The organism is Pseudomonas sp. A014 (assembly GCF_052378495.1).
GTDB classification, from domain to species: Bacteria; Pseudomonadota; Gammaproteobacteria; order Pseudomonadales; family Pseudomonadaceae; genus Aquipseudomonas; species Aquipseudomonas machongensis.
Map to the genome: position 1 here is coordinate 2,735,203 of NZ_CP199001.1, position 18,825 is coordinate 2,754,027.

19 protein-coding genes are annotated in these 18,825 nt (G+C 62.4%); 11 read left to right on the forward strand and 8 right to left on the reverse strand.

The annotated features are described in order from the left end of the window. Positions 1-53 precede the first annotated feature (53 nt). The 3 genes from ehuD to ehuB form a co-directional block, all read right to left on the reverse strand. Entirely contained in the window at positions 54-710 is a 657-nt protein-coding gene (ehuD, locus tag ACTYOL_RS12485; protein WP_065862854.1) for an ectoine/hydroxyectoine ABC transporter permease subunit EhuD, read from the reverse strand. Beyond that, positions 707-1,366, reverse strand: a complete 660-nt coding sequence (ehuC, locus tag ACTYOL_RS12490; protein ID WP_063544843.1) for an ectoine/hydroxyectoine ABC transporter permease subunit EhuC — start codon at positions 1,364-1,366, stop codon at positions 707-709. Before ehuC ends, ehuD begins: the two co-directional genes overlap by 4 nt. A 65-nt stretch (positions 1,367-1,431) precedes the next feature. Then, positions 1,432-2,289, reverse strand: coding sequence for an ectoine/hydroxyectoine ABC transporter substrate-binding protein EhuB (gene ehuB / locus ACTYOL_RS12495; protein ID WP_444758007.1), 858 nt, complete (start codon positions 2,287-2,289; stop codon positions 1,432-1,434). Positions 2,290-2,569: 280 nt separating this feature from the next. Here ehuB and ehuR point away from each other — a divergent pair, with 280 nt between their 5' ends. The 8 genes from ehuR to ACTYOL_RS12535 all read left to right on the forward strand — a co-directional run bounded on the left by ehuR (position 2,570) and on the right by ACTYOL_RS12535 (position 11,957). Next, positions 2,570-3,964: a MocR-like ectoine utilization transcription factor EhuR gene (gene ehuR, locus ACTYOL_RS12500; RefSeq protein ID WP_112898206.1), complete on the forward strand. Its 1,395-nt coding sequence runs from the start codon at positions 2,570-2,572 to the stop codon at positions 3,962-3,964. A 107-nt stretch (positions 3,965-4,071) separates the two neighbouring features. Continuing rightward, a complete protein-coding gene (eutB, locus tag ACTYOL_RS12505) occupies positions 4,072-5,043 on the forward strand; it encodes a hydroxyectoine utilization dehydratase EutB (RefSeq protein WP_197889671.1) in 972 nt (323 codons plus the stop codon). Positions 5,044-5,079: 36 nt separating this feature from the next. After that, entirely contained in the window at positions 5,080-6,072 is a 993-nt protein-coding gene (gene eutC, locus ACTYOL_RS12510; protein WP_197889672.1) for an ectoine utilization protein EutC, read from the forward strand. Between the two features lie 55 nt (positions 6,073-6,127). Continuing rightward, the gene (doeA, locus tag ACTYOL_RS12515; RefSeq protein WP_151924730.1) at positions 6,128-7,318 is read left to right on the forward strand and encodes an ectoine hydrolase DoeA; all 1,191 of its coding nucleotides are present in this window, start codon (positions 6,128-6,130) and stop codon (positions 7,316-7,318) included. A 4-nt stretch (positions 7,319-7,322) separates the two neighbouring features. Then, the gene (gene doeB, locus ACTYOL_RS12520; RefSeq protein ID WP_054891359.1) at positions 7,323-8,324 is read left to right on the forward strand and encodes a N(2)-acetyl-L-2,4-diaminobutanoate deacetylase DoeB; all 1,002 of its coding nucleotides are present in this window, start codon (positions 7,323-7,325) and stop codon (positions 8,322-8,324) included. Positions 8,325-8,409: 85 nt separating this feature from the next. Next, a complete protein-coding gene (locus ACTYOL_RS12525) occupies positions 8,410-8,889 on the forward strand; it encodes an Lrp/AsnC family transcriptional regulator (protein ID WP_065862861.1) in 480 nt (159 codons plus the stop codon). A 187-nt stretch (positions 8,890-9,076) separates the two neighbouring features. After that, positions 9,077-10,549, forward strand: coding sequence for an NAD-dependent succinate-semialdehyde dehydrogenase (locus ACTYOL_RS12530; RefSeq protein WP_444758008.1), 1,473 nt, complete (start codon positions 9,077-9,079; stop codon positions 10,547-10,549). 22 nt (positions 10,550-10,571) lie between these two features. Beyond that, the gene (locus ACTYOL_RS12535; RefSeq protein WP_200602493.1) at positions 10,572-11,957 is read left to right on the forward strand and encodes an aspartate aminotransferase family protein; all 1,386 of its coding nucleotides are present in this window, start codon (positions 10,572-10,574) and stop codon (positions 11,955-11,957) included. Positions 11,958-12,019: 62 nt separating this feature from the next. Here ACTYOL_RS12535 and ACTYOL_RS12540 read toward each other — a convergent pair whose 3' ends face one another. After that, entirely contained in the window at positions 12,020-13,081 is a 1,062-nt protein-coding gene (locus ACTYOL_RS12540) for an alkene reductase (RefSeq protein WP_197889676.1), read from the reverse strand. A gap of 116 nt (positions 13,082-13,197) precedes the next feature. On the opposite strand from ACTYOL_RS12540, the gene ACTYOL_RS12545 reads away from it, so the two are divergent. Continuing rightward, complete coding sequence (locus ACTYOL_RS12545; RefSeq protein ID WP_112898213.1) at positions 13,198-14,100, forward strand: LysR family transcriptional regulator; 903 nt, start codon at positions 13,198-13,200, stop codon at positions 14,098-14,100. On the opposite strand, the gene ACTYOL_RS12550 is transcribed toward ACTYOL_RS12545, so the two are convergent. Continuing rightward, positions 14,089-14,901 carry an alpha/beta fold hydrolase gene (locus ACTYOL_RS12550; protein ID WP_112898214.1) on the reverse strand — a complete coding sequence of 271 codons (813 nt, stop codon included), beginning with the start codon at positions 14,899-14,901 and terminating at the stop codon, positions 14,089-14,091. The genes ACTYOL_RS12545 and ACTYOL_RS12550 overlap by 12 nt on opposite strands. A 158-nt stretch (positions 14,902-15,059) precedes the next feature. Here ACTYOL_RS12550 and ACTYOL_RS12555 point away from each other — a divergent pair, with 158 nt between their 5' ends. Then, complete coding sequence (locus ACTYOL_RS12555; protein ID WP_444758009.1) at positions 15,060-15,323, forward strand: hypothetical protein; 264 nt, start codon at positions 15,060-15,062, stop codon at positions 15,321-15,323. Here ACTYOL_RS12555 and ACTYOL_RS12560 read toward each other — a convergent pair. Both ACTYOL_RS12560 and ACTYOL_RS12565 read right to left on the reverse strand, forming a co-directional pair. Then, positions 15,320-16,228 carry an AraC family transcriptional regulator gene (locus tag ACTYOL_RS12560; protein ID WP_323454312.1) on the reverse strand — a complete coding sequence of 303 codons (909 nt, stop codon included), beginning with the start codon at positions 16,226-16,228 and terminating at the stop codon, positions 15,320-15,322. The two genes, ACTYOL_RS12555 and ACTYOL_RS12560, sit on opposite strands and share 4 nt — an antisense overlap. Positions 16,229-16,280: 52 nt before the next feature. Then, entirely contained in the window at positions 16,281-17,114 is an 834-nt protein-coding gene (locus tag ACTYOL_RS12565) for an oxidoreductase (RefSeq protein WP_444758010.1), read from the reverse strand. A gap of 368 nt (positions 17,115-17,482) precedes the next feature. On the opposite strand from ACTYOL_RS12565, the gene ACTYOL_RS12570 reads away from it, so the two are divergent. Continuing rightward, positions 17,483-17,989 carry a hypothetical protein gene (locus ACTYOL_RS12570; protein ID WP_444758011.1) on the forward strand — a complete coding sequence of 169 codons (507 nt, stop codon included), beginning with the start codon at positions 17,483-17,485 and terminating at the stop codon, positions 17,987-17,989. Between the two features lie 56 nt (positions 17,990-18,045). Here the strand turns inward: ACTYOL_RS12570 and ACTYOL_RS12575 are convergent, their stop codons facing one another. After that, complete coding sequence (locus ACTYOL_RS12575; RefSeq protein ID WP_112898218.1) at positions 18,046-18,816, reverse strand: MetQ/NlpA family ABC transporter substrate-binding protein; 771 nt, start codon at positions 18,814-18,816, stop codon at positions 18,046-18,048. Between the last annotated feature and the right edge of the window lie 9 nt (positions 18,817-18,825).

Sequence of the window (18,825 nt, forward strand, 5' to 3'; positions counted from 1 at the left end):
TGTCAGATTGCCGTGCCGGGAAAGGTCGTGGGAAGTCGAGAGTGGAGAAGTCATTAGCGTAGCTCCAGGCGCAGTTCGAGGCGCCGTACCAGATAAGCCAGGGCGATGCTCAGGGCGAGGAAAAACAGGCCGACCATGGTGATCGGTTCCAGGTATCGGAAGTTCTCGGAGCCGATGTTCTTGGCCTGCTGCATGATTTCCACCACGGTAATGGCCGACAGCACCGGTGTGTCCTTGAGCATCGCCACCAGATAGTTGCCCAGTGGCGGCAGAATCGGCCGCAGGGCCTGGGGCAGGATGATGTTGCGGTAGGCGCTGTACGGCGCGATGTTCAGTGCGGTGACGGCTTCCCATTGCGCCCGTGGCACCGCGTCCAGCCCACCGCGGTAAACCTCTGCGATGTAGCAGGCGTAATGCACGCCGATGCCGATGATCCCTACTTGCATGGCGGTCATGCTCACCCCGTAGTTGGGCAGCACGTAGTAGAGGAAATACACCTGGATCAGCAGCGGCGTGCTGCGGATGAACTCGATCGTCCCGGCGATCGGCCACGACAGCCAGTACAGGCGGCTGCGCCGGCCGATGGCGAGAAACAGCCCCAGCACGATAGCGATCAGGAAGCCGATCAGGGTAATGCCCACGGTGTTGAGCGAGGCGCGCAGCAGATCGGGCAGGATCTGCCAGGCATACGTCCAGTCGAACAGATTCATGACAAGCCTCCACGCATCCGGCCGCGAGCCAGGCGACGCTCAATTGCGCGCATGCCGAGGTTTATCGCCTGGGCGAGGATGAAATACATCACCAGTGCCAGGCTGAAAATTTCCAGGGTCTGGAAGGTAGCCTGATCCAGTTGCCGAGCGCGGAAACTCAGGTCGGACAGGGTAATCAGCGACACCAGCGAGGTGTTTTTCAGCAGCTCGATCAGCAGGTTGGTGCCGGGGGGAATCGCGGCCAGCAGTGCCTGGGGCAGAATGATCCGGCGAAAGCGCTTGTAGGCACTGAAGTTCAACGCGGTCGCCGCTTCGTATTGACCCTTGGCCACGGAGCTGATCGCACCGCGCATCACCTCCGCACCGTAAGCGCCGATGTGCAGACCAAGTCCGACAATCGCCACGGCGTAGGGGCTCAGCTCCAGGTTGAACGGCGGCAGCGGCAACACGAAAAACAGCCAGAACAGTTGCACCAGCAACGAAGTACCGCGAAACACTTCGATGTAAGTGACAGAGAACCAGCTCACCAGCCGCCACGGCGACATGCGCCCGAGCGCCGCAAGAATGGCCGCGACAATCGCGAGCAGCGAACCGAAGAACGTCACCTGGATAGTGACCCAGGCGCCCTGTATCAACAGCGGAAGTAACTCACCCATGGTTCAGCATCCCGATTAAGCAGGGAAATAGGCATCGCGCCATGGCAGCGCCATGCCTGTTTCGACTATTGAGCGCAGAGCTCTGCAGCCGTTTTGCTTGTCACGTTGGATTTGTCGAAACCGAACGGCGCGACCGTCTTGAGGTGCTCTTCGGAGCCCAGCCACTTTTTCAGTTCGGCGTTGACCGCATCGCGCAGGTCCTTGTCTTCCGGGCGGAAGGCGAGGGCGCCGTAGCCGGTGTGCGACGGATCGTCCTTGAACTCGGTGACCGCTTCGACCTTTTCACCGCCCTTGGCGGCCAGGCCCTTCATGGTCAGTTGGGTGCCCACGGCGGCATCGGCGCGACCGGCGCGCACGGCTTGCAACTGGGCAGTGGTGTCCGGTACCTGGAGGATCTGAGCCTCTTTCACGCCGGAGTCCCGGGCATATTTCAGGTTCACGGTACCGGCCATGATCGCCAGTTTCACCTCCGGATTCTTCACGATGTCTTCATAGCTGTGCAGATTCTTCGGGTTGCCTTTGGCGGTCAGAAGCGCATCGGGCAGTTGGTATTGCGGGTCGGTGAAAATCACCTGTTTGCAGCGTTCCGGAGTGATGTACATACCGGCGGCAATCACATCGAAACGCCCGGCACGCAGGCCCGGGATCAGGGAGCCCCATTCGGTCAACACGCCGTCGACCTGTTTGATGCCCATCCTGGCGAAGATGGCCTTGGCAATTTCCGGCGATTCACCGGTGACCCGGCCGTCGGTTTCGGTGAAGGCGAACGGGGTTTCGTTGGCGTAGCCGATCCGGATTTTGCTGTTTTTGGTGATGGTTTCCAGCGTCGTGGCGGCGTGGGCGCTGGCGGCGAGGCCGAACATTGCGCACGCCACGAACAGGTGGCGTAAACCATAAGACTTGCGGGGGAAGGAATTGCTCATCGATAAAATCTCCTGTTTCTTGTGGACCCGTCGATGACGGCTCTGTGTTAGGAGGCAGTGTGACAAGAGCAAAGCGCACGAAAGCTGATACCAGGGATTGGGCACTGCAGCCGTACAGATCGATTGGTTTTATTGTTCGGGCTTGCCGAGAAGTCCGGGCATCGACCTGGGACCGAGCATACAAAAGCCCTACACGACATTGCATTGCACTAGGACAATTGCTTTGCACGGATTCTCGCGGGATGCTGTCGGCACTGGGAAACACGCGGGTTCTACGCCGATGGACAAGTGGAAAGCAGCACTGGAAATCGCCCGCAGCGGCGAGTCGAAATACAAGATTCTGGTTCAGGCGATTGCCGACGACATCGAACAGGGCTTGTTGGCCAACGATCAACGCCTGCCTGCGCAGCGTAATGTGGCCGATGCCATGGGCATCAGCGTGCAGACCGTGACCAATGCCTACAAGGAGCTTGAGCGCCAGGGCCTAGTGCGTTGTGAAGTAGGGCGCGGCAGCTTCGTTTCGCGGCGCATGAGCGACCGGGTCGCGACTTACATTCTCGACAGCCCCGAGCGAGCGCTGGTGGATTTTTCCATAGCACGCATCCTTCATACCCGCGAGCACGACCAGGTCTGGCGCGATACCTGCCGGGAGCTCAGCACCGAGGAAGATCAGCCGTGGATTCACGCCTTTCGCCCCATCGCCGGGTTCGAATCCCACCGCGAGGCGGCCATGCAATGGATCGGCCGCCTGGGCCTGCGGGTCGAACGTGACGACATCCTGATCACCAACGGCGCGGCCCATGCGATCTTCCTCGCCCTGGCCTCACTGGCCGGGCCCGACGATGTGGTGTTGTGCGAAGGCAGAACCGATCACGGCGTCATCGGCAATTCCCAAGTACTGGGGTTCACCCTCAAGGGGCTCGAAATGGACCGCCACGGCATCGATCCCGAGCACTTCGAAGACATGTGCAGCAATGAGCGCATTACTGCGCTGGTGTGCACGCCGAACCTGAACAACCCCACCACCACGCTGATGCCGGACAGTCGCCGCCGGGAGATCGCCGAGATTGCCCGGCGCTTCGGCGTGCACATCATCGAGGACGATGTGTACGGCCCGTTGCTCGAAGAGCGCCACGCTCCGCCGATCAGTCATTACCTGCCGGAGCTGTCCTTCTACTGCACCAGCATGACCAAGTCGGTGCTGACCGGTTTGCGCGTGGGTTATCTGGTCATGCCCAAGCGCCTGGCACTGCGTACCGAGAGCATCCTGCGGGTCAACAGCTGGATGGGCACGCCGATGGTCTCGGAGATTGCCACGCGCTGGATTCGCGATGGTCGCGCCGACACGCTGCTGCGCTTGCAGCGCCAGTTGCTTTCGGTGCGCCAGGCGATGGTCAGCGAATACCTGGGGGAGTTCGTGCTGGGCCAACATCCCCATGCCTTGAATGCCTGGGTCGGTATCCCGCCGCATTGGGAGGTCGACAGCCTCGTGCGGGCCCTGCGCCATCGGCATATTGCCGTCACGCCGCCTGACCCGTTCACCGTGCGTGGCACGCCCAGGGCACGGGCGGTGAGGGTGTGTGTGGGTGCCGAATGCAGCGACGAGGACGCGCGCGAAGCCTTGATCAACATGCGTGAAATCTTTGGTCAGTACCCACGTATCCATGACTTTTGAGCGGGAAAAAAAACACGCCGAAAAAATTGTCCTGAATTGACCTAGTACATTCAGCGCGACAATCCTGGCCTCTTAGACTGCGCCCAATATCTTATCGGGACGCGGTCATGCCAACGCCACAGCTCAACGATATCTACCTCGCCCGCCAGCGTATCGAAGCGCTGGTGCGACGCACGCCCATGGAGCATTCGCCCAGCCTGTCTCGGCTGTTGGGCGTGCCGGTCTACCTCAAGCTCGAGTCCCAGCAGATCACCGGCAGCTTCAAGTTGCGCGGTGCGAGCAATGCCGTGGCGCAACTCAGTGCTGAAGAAAAACAACGAGGTGTTGTGGCGGCGTCGACCGGTAATCACGGTCGCGCATTGGCTTACGCGGCTTCCCGCCAGGGCGTGAAGGCGACGATCTGCCTGTCGCAACGGGTACCGGCAAACAAGGTGCGGGCGATTCGCGATCTTGGGGCCCACGTATGCATCGTCGGCAACTCCCAGGATGACGCCCAGCGCGAAGCCGAGCGCCTTGCCGCCGAGCAGGGTGCGATCCTGCTGCCGCCGTTCGATCATCCGGCGATCATCGCCGGCCAGGGCACGTTGGGGCTGGAGATCCTCGAGCAGCGACCGGACGTCGCCCAGGTCCTGGTGCCGTTGTCCGGCGGTGGTCTGTTCGCCGGCGTGGCGCTGGCGCTGAAAACCGCCAACCCGCAGATCGTCGCCCACGGCATCAGCATGCAGCGTGGCGCGGCGATGCACGCCAGCCTCGCAGCCGGCCATCCGCTGGAAGTCGAAGAGCTGCCGACGCTGGCCGATTCCCTCGGCGGCGGTATCGGTCTGGACAACCAATACACCTTCAGCATGACCCGCGACACCTGCGATCACCTGCATTTGCTCAGCGAAACCTCCATCGCCAACGCCATCCGCCACGCCTATCGCGAAGAGCGCCAGGTGCTGGAAGGCGCGGCTGCTGTGGGAATCGCCGCGTTGCTCGAAGGCCGGATCGAGCCTCGTGGCCCTGTCGTGGTGGTGATCAGCGGACGCAACGTCGACACCGATCAGCACCTGCGGGTACTTGCCGGAGCCGAGGCATGAAACCGAACAATAACGACGTCATGGGAGCGCCCGTTGATGAGTGAAATCACCCTGTTGAGCGAAGCCGATCTGCGCGCCTGTGTGGCGCTTGATCTGCCCAGTATCGAAGCCGTCGAGCAGGCCTTCGTGCTGCTGGCCACCGCCGCCGTGGCGATGCCACCGATCCTGCGTCTGGACATCCCCGAGCACAACGGCGAGGTGGACGTGAAGACCGCCTACCTGCCGGGGTTGGAGCGCTTTGCGATCAAGGTCAGCCCGGGCTTTTTCGACAACCCGAAACTCGGCCTGCCCAGCCTCAACGGCATGATGATGCTGTTGTCGGCGCGCACCGGTCTGCTGGATGCCTTGTTGCTGGATAACGGTTACCTGACGGCGGTGCGTACGGCCGCTGCCGGGGCGGTGGCGGCGCGGGCATTGTCGCGGTCCGACAGCCGCAGCGTGGCGCTGATCGGCGCTGGCGAGCAAGCCGCGTTGCAGTTGCAGGCCCTGCGCCTGGTGCGCCCCATCGACAACGTGCGGGTGTGGGCGCGGGACTTGGCCAAGGCGCAGGCCTTCAGCGTGGAATTGACCCGTGACACCGGCCTGGCGGTCAAGCCCTGCGCCACCCTCGAAGAAGCCATGGTCGAGGTGGATATCGCCATCACCTGCACGCCAAGTCGCGAGCCGTTGATCGATGTGCGCCATCTGCATCCCGGTCTGCACATCACCGCCATGGGCTCGGATGCCGAGCACAAGAACGAAATCTCCCCACAGGCGCTGGCACAGGTCGACCGCTACGTGGCCGATCGACTGAGCCAGACCCGCATCCTCGGCGAGTTGCATCACGCCCTCGCGGCGGGCGTCGTCAGCGACGAATCGAACTTCGCCGAATTGGGCCAGGTGCTGGCCGGTCAACGCCCCGGTCGCACTGACGCCTCGCAGGTCACCCTGTGCGACCTCACCGGTACCGGCGCCCAGGATACCGCCATGGCCAATCTCGCGTTCGAGCGAGCGCGCTCGGCGGGCGCGGGCGTCCAGTTCGGCAGCTAAGGGTTTTTTTGTCCGCGCGTCATTTACCCCGCTTCATCTACAAGAGGGCAGGTGCATGTCTCAGATAGTCGTCAATCTCCCGTTCAGCCGGGAGGAATACGCCCAGCGGCTGGCCAAGGTGCGAGTGGCCATGCAGGCCCAGGGCATCGAGCTGTTGCTGGTCACCGATCCGTCGAACATGGCGTGGCTGACCGGCTACGACGGTTGGTCGTTTTATGTTCACCAGTGCGTGCTGCTGGCGATGGATGGCGAGCCGGTCTGGTTCGGCCGCGGCCAGGACGCCAACGGCGCCAGGCGCACGGTGTTCATGCAGCAGGACAACATCGTCGGTTACCCGGACATCTACGTGCAGTCCCGGGAGCGGCATCCCATGGACTACCTGTCGCGGGAAGTGATCGCTGCCCGTGGTTGGGACGCGCTGACCATCGGTGTCGAAATGGATAACTACTATTTCAGCGCCGCAGCCTTCCTGTCGTTGCAGAAACATCTGCCCAAGGCCCGGCTGATCGATGCGGCCGGGTTGGTGAACTGGCAGCGGGCAGTCAAGTCGCCGCAGGAAATCGCCTACATGCGCATTGCCGCACGCATCGTGGAAAACATGCACGGGCGGATCCTTGAACGGATCGAACCGGGCCTGCGCAAGAACGAATTGGTGGCCGAAATCTACAGCAGCGGCATCCAGGGTGCCGATGGCCATGGCGGTGATTATCCAGCCATCGTGCCCTTGTTGCCCACCGGTGCCGACGCCAGTGCGCCGCACCTGACCTGGGATGATTCGCCGTTCGAAAAGGGCGCGGGGACCTTCTTCGAGATTGCCGGTTGCTACAAGCGTTACCACTGCCCGCTGTCGCGCACGGTATTCCTGGGCAAGCCGCCGCAGCATTTCCTCGAGGGCGAGAAAGCCGTGGTCGAAGGCATCGCCGCCGGCCTGGAAGCGGCCAAGCCGGGCAACACCACCGGTGACATCGCCGTAGCGTTCTTCAAGGTGCTGGAGAAATTCGGCATCCACAAGGACAGCCGTTGTGGCTACCCGATCGGTATCAGTTATCCGCCGGATTGGGGCGAGCGCACCATGAGCCTGCGTCCTGGCGACACCAGCGTGTTGCAACCGGGCATGACCTTCCACTTCATGCCGGGCCTGTGGATGGACGATTGGGGCCTGGAAATCACCGAAAGTATTCTGATCACCGACACCGGTGTCGAAACCCTGTGCAACGTGCCACGCCAACTGTTCGTGAAGGATTGAGCCAATGAGCGATCTGCCTGCCAACCCGATCAGCGCCACGGTGGATTTGTGCCGTGAAGGCGTGCAGCACGGGTTTCTCAAGTTGCCGTATTCGCGGGATGATTCTGCCTGGGGCGCGGTAATGATTCCGATCACGGTGATCGCGCGGGGTGAGGGGCCGACGGCGCTGCTCACCGGTGGCAACCACGGTGACGAATACGAAGGTCCGGTGGCCCTGAGCAAGCTGGCTCAGGGCCTGGCGGCCGCCGAGGTCAGCGGGCGGGTCATCATCATTCCGTTCATGAACACACCCGCGTTCCGTGCCGGGCGACGCACGTCGCCCATCGACAGGGGCAACCTCAACCGCAGTTTTCCCGGCAAGCCGGACGGCACGGTGACCGAGAAAATCGCCGACTATTTCACCCGAACTTTGCTGCCTCTGGCGGACTTCGTGCTGGACATTCATTCCGGCGGGCGCACCCTGGATTTCCTGCCATTCGCCGCCTGCCATGTGCTGCCGGACAAACAGCAGCAGGCGCGATGTGAGGCGGGCATGCGCGCGTTCAATGCGCCATACAGCATGCGGATGCTGGAGCTGGATGCCGGGGCGATGTACGACACGGCTGCCGAGTCTCAGGGCAAGGTCTTCGTCACCACGGAACTGGGCGGTGGCGGTTCCTCCACCGCGCGCAGTGTGGCGATTGCCGAGCGCGGCGTGCGTAACTTGCTGGTGCATGCGGGTATTCTTCAGGGCGAGGTGCAGAGGGGGCCGTCGGTCATGCTCGACATGCCGGACGGTGATTGCTTCATCGCCAGCGAACATGACGGCCTGCTGGAAATGTGTCGCGACCTGGGCGACAGCGTGGACAAGGGCGAAGTCATCGCCCGGGTCCACGACGCCACCCGCAGCGGCGTGGCCCCGGTGGAGTATCGTGCTGCACGCGGCGGCCTGCTGGCGGCGCGGCATTTTCCGGGGTTGGTGCAGTGTGGCGATACCCTTGCCGTGATCGCGGACATACTGGAGTAATACACTGTCCCCGCCCAGTGGCAGCCTCGCTGCCACTGGGTTGATTTCCTCAGGGGTTGCCATTCACTCAGGAGCTTCTTGGCCCATGCACAAACTCGATCGCTATGACCTGAAAATCCTGCGGATCCTCGCTGGCGACGGGCGTATCACCAAGTCGAGCCTGGCCGAGGCGATCAACCTGTCGGTTACCCCGGCCTGGGAGCGCGTGCGCAAGCTCGAAACCCTAGGCCTGATCAAGGGCTACCGCGCGCAGATCGATTGGGGCGCGGTGTTCAAGAGCCAGCAAGTGCTGGTGGAAATCACCCTGGCCCGACACACCGCGCAGGACATGCGGCGCTTCGAACAGCGGATGAACGACGCGCCGGAAGTGGCGTTCTGTTACGCCACCGGTGGCGGTGTGGATTACATGGCGATGATCCAGGCGCCTGACATTGATCACTACCAGCGATTCATCGATCAGTTGCTGCTCGATGACCTGGGGATCGAGCGGTACTTCACCTACATCGTCACCAAGACCATCAAGACGGCCGGCGCCTTGCCTGCGGAGTTGTCTCAGGACTACTGAAGCCTGCAACACCCCCGATCAAGCTGTGCGAGCGGGCCTGCAGGATGGGGGTAGCCCCGCCGCAAAAACCTCCGAAACACCCTGCTCAATCAGAAAAAACCACCTGCACGACCCCCTCCAAACCGCAACTCCCCGACGCCTCGCTGCCCTAGCATGAACTCCACGCACACGGTTCGGAGTGAATGCCATGACCTACAAACATCCCCTGCTGTTCAAAGCCCTCTGCTATGTCGATGGCCATTGGTTGCACAGCGACAGTGGCAACAGCATCGCCGTGCACAACCCGGCTGATCAGAAACTGATCGGCCATGTGCCGATGCTCGATCAACCGCAGATCGTCGCCGCCGTGGATGCCGCGCACCGGGCATTTGCCGACTGGCGTGAGCAGAGCCTGGAGACTCGCGGGACGATTCTTCGGCGCTGGGCGGCGTTGATCCTGGAACATCAGGAAGACCTGGCGCGGATTCTCAGCCTGGAGCAGGGCAAGTCCCTGGCCGAATCCCGGGGTGAAATCGCCTACGCCGCGAGCTTCATTCCGTGGTTCGCCGAAGAAGCCCGACGCCTCTATGGACAGAACATTCCCAGCCACATTCCCGGCGCTCATCTGGGTACGGTCAAGGAACCGGTCGGCGTTTGTGCACTGCTGACACCATGGAATTTCCCCTCGGCCATGATCACCCGAAAAGCCGCTGCCGCATTGGCCGCCGGTTGCACCGTGGTCGTCAAGCCGGCCCACGAAACCCCTTACTCGGCATTCGCCCTGGCGCAACTCGCGGAAGAGGCCGGGTTCCCCGCCGGGGTCTTCAACGTGGTGCTGGGTGAACCACAGATGGCCATGCAAACCCTGGTGCAGGACACCCGCGTGCGCTCGGTGAGCTTCACCGGTTCCACCCGCGTCGGCAAGTTGGTCCTGCAAGCGGCTGCTCATGACGTGAAGAAAGTCTCGCTGGAACTGGGGGGCAACGCGCCGTTCATTGTCTGCGCCGATGCCGATCTGCAACGGGCGGTGAAAGTCGCGGTGGCCGCCAAGTTCCAGACTTCCGGCCAGGATTGCTGCGCCGCCAACCGGATCATGGTCGAGCGTTCGGTCTACCCGGCGTTTCTCGAGCGCTTTGCCGAGGCCGTGCGTGAGCTACGGGTCGGTCCGGCGATGATCGGCGAGCGGGAGCAACAGGTGGAGGTGGGTCCGTTGATGCACCAGGCCGCCTTCGATGTGACTGCCGAGCGCGTGGCCGATGCGTTGCAACAGGGTGCGCAACGGCTGGTGGGCGGCGAAGCCCATGCCCTCGGCGGCCTGTTCTACCAGCCCACGGTGCTGGCCGACGTCACGCCGCAAATGCGCATTTACCGTGAAGAGAACTTCGCGCCGATTGCCGGGGTGATGCCGTTCGACACCCTCGACCAGGCCATCGAGATGGCCAACGACACCGAGTACGGTCTGGCGGCCTACATTTGCTCGAATCGCCTGGATCTGATCTACCCGCTGATCCGTCGACTCGACCACGCCATGGTCGCGGTCAACGGCGTCAAGTTCACCGGCCATCCGATCCCGTTCGGTGGCATGAAAGCCTCGGGGCTGGGCCGTGAAGGCGGCACCGAGGGCTTCGAAGCCTTTGTCGAAACCAAATACTTTTGCTTGCACCATCAAGGCCAGTTCTAAGGCCCGTTCCCAGGAGATCGCCATGAACCAAGAATTCGACCCGCTGTTCGAACAAGACCGTGCCCACTTCATGCACCCCTCTACCCACGCCCACGACCATGCCAGCGGTGCGCTCAAGGGGCGCATCATCACGGGCGCTTCGGGTATCCGCATCCGCGACCACGAAGGTCGCGAATTGATCGACGCCTTTGCCGGCCTGTATTGCGTCAACATCGGCTACGGCCGCACCGAAGTGGCGGACGCCATCTACAAGCAGGCCAAGGAGTTGGCGTACTACCACACCTATGTCGGCCACTCGACCGAGGCGATCATCGAACTGTCGAGCCGCATCATCGACTGGGCGCCGGAAGGGATGAAAAAAGTCTATTACGGCCTCTCCGGTTCCGACGCCAACGAAACCCAGATCAAACTGGTGCGTTACTACAACAACGTGCGAGGTCGGCCGCAGAAGAAGAAAATCATCTCTCGTGACCGTGGTTATCACGGCTCGGGCATCATGACCGGCAGCCTGACCGGCCTGCCTAGCTTTCATCAGCATTTCGACCTGCCGGCCGAGGGCATCAAGCACACCGTGTGCCCACACTGGTATCGCAAGGCACCCACCGGCATGGATGAAGCGGCCTTCGTGCGTTATTGCGCCGACGAGCTGGAAAAGATGATTCTGGCCGAAGGCCCGGACACTGTGGCCGCGTTCATCGGCGAGCCATTGATGGGCACCGGTGGCATCATCGTTCCTCCGGCTGGCTATTGGGCGGCCATTCAGGCGGTGCTGAACAAATACGACGTGCTGCTGATCGCCGACGAAGTGGTCTGCGCCTTCGGTCGCCTGGGGGCGAAGATGGGCAGCCAGCGTTATGGCATGCGTCCGGACCTGATCACCGCGGCCAAAGGCCTGACCAGCGCCTATGCGCCGCTTTCGGCGGTGATCGTCGGCGAAAAAGTCTGGGATGTGATCGAGAAAGCCTCCGAGTCCCACGGCCCGATGGGGCATGGCTGGACCTACTCCGGGCATCCGATTTGTGCGGCGGCGGCCCTGGCCAACCTCGACATCCTGGAGCGGGAAAACCTCACGGCAAATGCCGACAAAGTGGGTGCCTATCTCAACCGCCGGATGCGCGAAACCCTGGAAGGTCATCCGTTGGTGGGTGAAGTGCGCGGCGAAGGCATGCTTGCGGCCGTCGAATTCATGGCCGACCGTGAACAGCGCACGCCCTTCGATGCGGCCTTGAAGGTCGGCCCGAAAGTCTCGGCGGCCTGCCTTGAGCACGGCATGATCGCCCGGGCTATGCCCCATGGCGACATCCTCGGCTTCGCCCCGCCATTGATTCTCACCGAGGCTGAGGCGGACTTGATTGTGAACATCACCAAGGGTGCCGTTGATCAAGTGGCCGATGAGCTGTTGGGCTGAATCCTAGGGTGAACATACAAACCCGCCCATTCAGTGATGGGCGGGTTTTCTGGGTTATTTGATCAGACCGTCAGTACCGGATAATCCGTATATCCCTTGGCGCCGCCTCCATAGAAAGTTTGCGGGTCGGCTTCGTTCAGCGGTAGCTCGTCACGCAGGCGCTGCACCAGATCCGGGTTGGCCAGCGCCCAGCGCCCGACGGGTGCCATATCGGCAAGCCCGGCCTCGATGTCAGCTGCCAGGTGTTCGCGGGCGCGGTTCACCCGGTTGACCAGCAGTACGCCTGGCCATGCCTGGCGCAGTGTCTTGAGCAGGGCATCGTTACCGTTGTGGGCCAGGTGCAGGTAAGCCAGGTTGCGTTGTGCCAGCTCGGTAACCAGCATGCGGTACAGCTCGGTATGCTCCGGGCCTTCTGCGATGCCACCCAGCGCGGAGCCTGGCGACAGGCGAATACCCGTACGCTCGGCGCCGATCTCGGCCACCACGGCATCGACCACTTCGAGTGCGAAGCGCAGTCGTCGCTGGATGGAGCCGCCATAGGCGTCGTCCCGCTGGTTGGCATTGACAGCCAGGAACTGCTGGATCAGGTAACCGTTGGCGCCGTGGATCTCCACGCCGTCAGCACCCGCTTCGATGGCACGGGCTGCAGCCTGACGGAAATCGTCCACGGTAGTCCGAATGTCCTGCTCGCTCATGGCGCGTGGCGTCGGCACTTGCTGCATGCCCTGAGGTGTAAAGATCTGCGCGTCTGGAGCGATAGCCGATGGCGCCAGAGCCTGACGGCCATGGGTGGTATTGGATGGATGTGACATGCGTCCGGCGTGCATCAGCTGAATGAACAGGTGGCCGCCGCCGGCATGCACCGCATCGCTGACCCGACGCCAGCCAGCCACGTGGGCATCGCTGTGCAACCCTGGGGAGTCGAGAAAGCCTTGGCCGTCGGCACTGGGTTGCGTGCCTTCGCTGATCAACAGCCCCAGTGAGGCGCGCTGGCCATAGTATTCTGCGGCCAGCGGGCCTGGTGTGCCGTCGGGCAGCGCACGGCTGCGGGTCAGGGGCGACATGGCCAGGCGATGTGTCAGTTGGAGTTTGCCGAGCTGGATAGGGTCCCAGAGCGAGGTCATCAGGTGTCTCCTGCGGATGAGTTGAGGTGCGTTCGCGTGAGACACAGCTTATTGTGTTCCGTATTTGTTAAATAGATTCTAATATTTGGACTTAATGTCTCATAAATGGATCGATCATGGACCTTTCAGCCTTGGCGGACTTCAATCTTGTGGCAGCCCATGGCGGCTTCGGCAAGGCCAGTCGCTTCAGTGGACGTCCCAAGGCCACGCTTTCGCGGCGTGTCATGGACCTCGAGCAAAGTTTGGGCGTTCGGCTTCTGGAGCGCGGGGCACGGTCGTTGCGTCTGACCGAGGAAGGGCAGGTGTTGCACGAGCGTACCCATGGCTTGCTGGGCGATATCCTCGAGGCGGGCGAGTTGGTCTCGGCAGGGCAGACCAACCCGCGCGGCCACTTGCGGGTCAGTGCGCCGGTACTGTTCTCCCACACGCTGCTCGGCCGCCTCGCGGCAGGTTTCGCCCGGCGATACCCGCAGGTACGTCTCGATATCACTGCCGAGGATCGCAATGTCGACTTGGTCGAGGATGGTTACGACGTGGTGATTCGCGTCAATCCAAAAGCGGACGCACTGCTGGTGGGGCGCTGTTTTGCCCGCGATGACATGCTGCTGGTAGCGCCGGCAGCCTTGCCTCGGCCTAGCGCAAGCTGCGACGGCGAGATCGCCGAAGTACCTGCCGTGGCGCTGGCCAACCGGTTCGATAACGGTCCCTGGCACTACCAGGACGGTGACACCCTGGGCACGGTGATGCCGGACGTGCGCCTGCGTCTGTCATCGTTGATCATGATCCGTGATGCAGTGCTCGCCGGCGCGGGGGCTGCGTTGATCCCCCGATCCTTGCTGCAGCGCGACGAGCAACTGGCGAAGCTGTCGATCTGGGGACGCATGCCTGACAGGCCTATCGAGCTATGGGCCCTGCATGCCTCGCGTCGGCTGGTTAGTCGCAAAGTTACGGCGTTCACCGACTACCTGTGCGAAGCCTTCCCCGATCAGATACTCAGCCACGGGTTCTCAGCCGATTGACCTGTCGCCCGCAAGGAACGCCAGCAGATCGTGGAGCACGGCGTCCTTTTGCTCGATCAGCAGGTAATGGCCGGCTTCGGGATATTCGAGGTATTGCGAATGCCCGATCATCTGCGCTGCCAGCCGGCCGGTGGTCGCGGCTGGGGCGCTGTCATCGCGGGCGCCATGCAGGATCAAGGTCGGCACCTTGATTCCAGCCAGGTCCTTGCGAAAATCGGTGGCGTACCAGGCTTGGGCGCAGGCTGCGATAGCACGCTCAGAGGACTGGTAGGTCTGGGCCAGATACCAGTCACGCAGCCCCGGCTCCGAGAACGAGGCCTGCGCATAGTCGCCAAAGAAGCGCTGTCGATCCTGACGCAACGCCTGCATCAAGCCGTCGAAGGCTGCCAGCGTCATACCGTCGGGGTTGCCTGGCGAGCTTGCCAGCTGCGGAGTCACTCCGGCCAGCAGCACGGCCGCTGCGATTCGACGGTCGCCGTGGCGGGTCAGGTAACGCGCCACTTCGCCGCTACCCATCGAATACCCCACCAGCGTCACATCGTGCAGGTTCAGGTGCTCGATCAGTTGCGCGAGGTCGTCGCTGAGGGTGTCGTAGTCATAGCCGCTCCAGGGCTGGTCGGAGCGCCCGAAACCGCGGCGGTCGTAACTGATTACGCGGTAACCGGACTCGGCCAGGCGGGTGGCATGGTAATCCCAGCTGGCAGACGACATCGGCCAGCCATGGATCAACACCACAGGGCGGCCATGGCCCCAGTCGTTGTAGTGCAGGGAAACTGCGTCCGAGGTCAGAAACATAGGCATGTGGGATGAATCCGAACAGGAAGGAGCCGATATTCTGGTGGGGGCGGCGGGAGGGGAATAGCACCTGAGCCGGGACACGCTGATCCGAATCATGGACACCCGTGCATCCCTGAAACATGGCTTATCATCCGTCCGACACCAGACAGTGGAGCAATGATATGAAGCCCTGGTTCGCGCTGGCCCTGCTGGCCACCCTCGCGGGTTGCTCCAGCAGCCCCTCGCAGCTGCGCCCTGAGCGCCAGCAGAGCGATGCATGCAGGACCTACAGATCGATGATGACCGCGCCCATGGCGCCGGATGCCATGGCGCGGCTGCGTGAGGCTGCGAACAGTCAGGCCAAGGCTGAGACCCTCAGCGCTCCTGGGGAAGCAGCCATTGCAGTCACGCACGCGGGACAGGGGGCGATCGTCGCGCCTTGCTAATGGGATGAAACATACACGGGTGAGCCAGAGGGGGCGGGCAGTGCATAGGTTGCCTTCATCCAGTCGATCTCGGCCTGGGGCGTACGGCCGAAGAAGCGCTTGAACTCGCGGCTGAACTGCGAGGGGCTCTCGTAGCCGACGCTGAAGGCGGCTGCCGATGCGCTCAGGGCGTCGTGCAACATCAGCAGGCGTGCTTGGTGCAGGCGGGCCGACTTCAGGTACTGCATGGGCGAAGTGTTGGTCACGCTACGAAAGTGCCGATGGAAACTGGGCACGCTCATGCTGGCCTCGCGGGCCAACGACTCTACGTCCAGATGCTCCCGGTAGCGGCTGTGAATGGTGCGCAGGGCGCGGGTCACCTTGGCGAAATGGCCGTGCCGACCCAACGCCGCCCGCAGCGAGCCGCCCTGCGCGCCAGAGAGGATGCGGTAGTAGATTTCACGCACCAGCGCCGGGCCGAGGATCTGTGCGTCGCTGGCGACGGTCATGGCTTCAAGAAAGCGCAGTGTGGTGACCTGCAGCGCATCGTCCATGGGAGAGGCGTACATGCCCTGCGGCGGTTCGCTGCTGCTGCCCAGCAGTTCATCCACTTGCAGGGTCAGCTCGCTGGCCAGCTGCAGGTCCAGGCGTATGTAGATGGCCAGCATCGGCTCGCGTTCGCTGGCATCGGTTTCCATGGTGAAGGGCACGGGCACCGACACCACCAGGTAGTGCCGAGCGTCGTAGACATAAACCTCGTCACCCAGGTAGCCGCGCTTGCAGCCTTGGCAGAGGATGACGATGCCGGGTTCGTAGAGCACCGGCACATGGCTCAGCGGCCGGTTCGAGCGCAGGAAGCGCACGTCTTGCAGCGCGCTGAGGTTATAGCCTTCCACCGGCGCGAGCTGCGTGAGCAACTGCACCATGCGCGCGCTGCGGGTGTCGGTCCGTGTCACTGCCCGGTCCTCTGCCTGGCGCTCAACCATCGGTCGAGCAGGTCAGGTCTTGCCATTGATCGATCTCCTTGCTCATGCGCTGCAGCTTGTCGCGCACCAGGCCCAGTGCGTCGCTGCCCAGCAACAGGTGGTCGGGCGGGCTGGGGCTGGCGATGACCTGCAGGATCGCCTGGGCGGCCTTGCGCGGATCGCCCAGCTGCTTGCCGCTCTTGTCCTGGCGCGCCTTGCGAATCGGGTCGAAGCTCTGGTCATAGTCGGCGATGCTGCGCGGCGAACGCTGCATGGAGCGACCGGCCCAGTCGGTACGGAACGAGCCCGGCGCCACTGCGGTAACGGCGATGCCAAACGGGCGAAGTTCCTGGCTCAGGGTATCGGAAATGCCTTCCAGTGCGAACTTGCTGGAGCAATAGTAGGCGATGCCCGGCATCGTGATGATGCCGCCCATGGAGGTGATGTTGATGATGTGCCCGGCCCGGTGCTCGCGAAAATACGGCACGAAGGCCTTGGTGATGGCCACGGCGCCAAACACGTTGACCTCGAACTGGCGGCGCATCTCCTCCAGTGGCGATTCCTCGAAGATGCCTTCGTGGCCGTAGCCTGCGTTGTTCACCAACACATCGATGGGGCCGTGAAGCGCCTGCACCTGTGCAACCACCGCGTCTATGCGGGCGAAGTCGGTGACATCGAGGATCACCGCGTGGGCGCGTTCGCTGTCCAGGGTCTGAAATGCCGTCAGCGCGCTGTCGTTGCGCACAGTGCCGATGACGCGATGGCCGGCAGCGAGCGCCGCCTGGGCCAAGGCACTGCCAAAACCACTGCTGACGCCGGTAATAAAGAGAGTCTTGCTATCACTCATGATCGCGATCCTGTGTGTGGAGTACGCGAGCATGCTAGGTGGATTGGCTGATCGTCCCTATGCCGGGGGCTCTTGAAACCTTGCCTATTTCTATCAGAAGCGAGCGTGGTCATCCTGCGAGGGATGCTGCAGGCAAAGAAAAGCCCGCTGGGGAGGGCGGGCGAAGTATTTCACGGATGTAGGGTGACTGTGCCAGCCGCGACGTGAAAATGTCGTGAACGGGGTGTCAAAAAATACGTACAACGGGCAGAAACCAGTTTTGGGAAAGCCCCTACTGCAAATGGCTATTTGGATGGCATGCATCGCTAAAGCGTCCCTGGAGAATCCTTTCTCGGTCAATGTCGATCAACGTCTAGAGGAACGATTCCGTGTGCTTTCACAAAACCAGAACCATGGGGGCGCTTCTTGCGCTTCTTGCGCTCCTGGCGCTGCAGGGTTGCGCCAGTATCATCAGTGACTCCAAGTATCCGGTGACTGTCACGAGCAGCCCGGCGGGTGCGAATTTCGAGGTCATCAACAAATCAGGGGTGGTCGTTCATCGCGGCAGCACCCCTGGGGTCGTGACACTGATGTCGGGGGAGGGCTATTTTCGCGGCCAAACCTACACGTTGCGTTTCATGCGGGAGGGGTACCCAGATCGACAGGTGGAACTCGACTCGAGTGTGGACGGTTGGTACTGGGCGAACATCTTGTTTGGCGGTGTTATCGGCATGCTGATCGTCGATCCGCTGACCGGTGCCATGTACAAGTTGCCGGACGAGGTCTCAGCCGACCTTGGGCAGCCGGTGGCGGAGGCGATGCAGGACGCGCTTCGGATCGTCTCGATCAATGACCTTGATCCCGCGCAACGCGCCGAGCTCGTTGCCCTTCAATAAGGGGAGATTGGGCGGGGTGCAGGGAAGGTCGCATGCCCTGCACCCACGTTGCGCTGTCAGAAGCCAGGCGCGATCTGCCCTTTGTAGCGGGTCAGGATGAATTGACGCACTTCAGGGGAGTTCAGCGCCTTGGCCAGTTTCTGGATGCCGGGATCCTGCAGATTGTCCGGACGCGCCACAAGGTATTCCACGTACAGATCCTTGCCTTTTTCGACGATCAGCGCGCTGCTGGTATCGATACCTGCCTCCAGCGCGTAGTTGGCGAACACGAATGCCAGGTCCACCTGTTTCACCGAGCGCGCCAGCATTGCCCCTTCCAGCTCACGGATCTTCAACTTGTGCGGGTTGGCGACGATGTCGCGCTGGGTCGACTGTGGGTTGCTGGGGTCCTTGAGTTCAATCAGCCCGGCCTCGGCCAGCAGTACCAGGGCACGACCGGTGTTAACCGGGTCATTGGGAATGGCCACGCTGGCACCGTCCGGCAGCTCCGCGAGGCTCTTGTACTTGGCCGAATAGGCACCGAACGGCTCGATGTGCACACCGACCACCGGGACCAGGTCGGTGTGTCGAGTCTTGTTGAAGTCGTCGAGGAAGGGACGGTACTGGTAGTAGTTGGCGTCCAGGTTCTTCTGCGCAAGCTGCAGGTTGGGCTGGATGAAGTCATTGAACACCTTGATGTCCAGGTCGACACCTTCCTTGGCCAGTACCGGTTTTACAAACTCGAGGATCTCGGCGTGGGGAACGGGGGTGGCACCGACGACCAGGTGCTCGTTGGCCTGCACGTTGAGGGCGATGACCGCGGCCAGGGTGGCGAGGATTTTTTTCATGGGAATGCT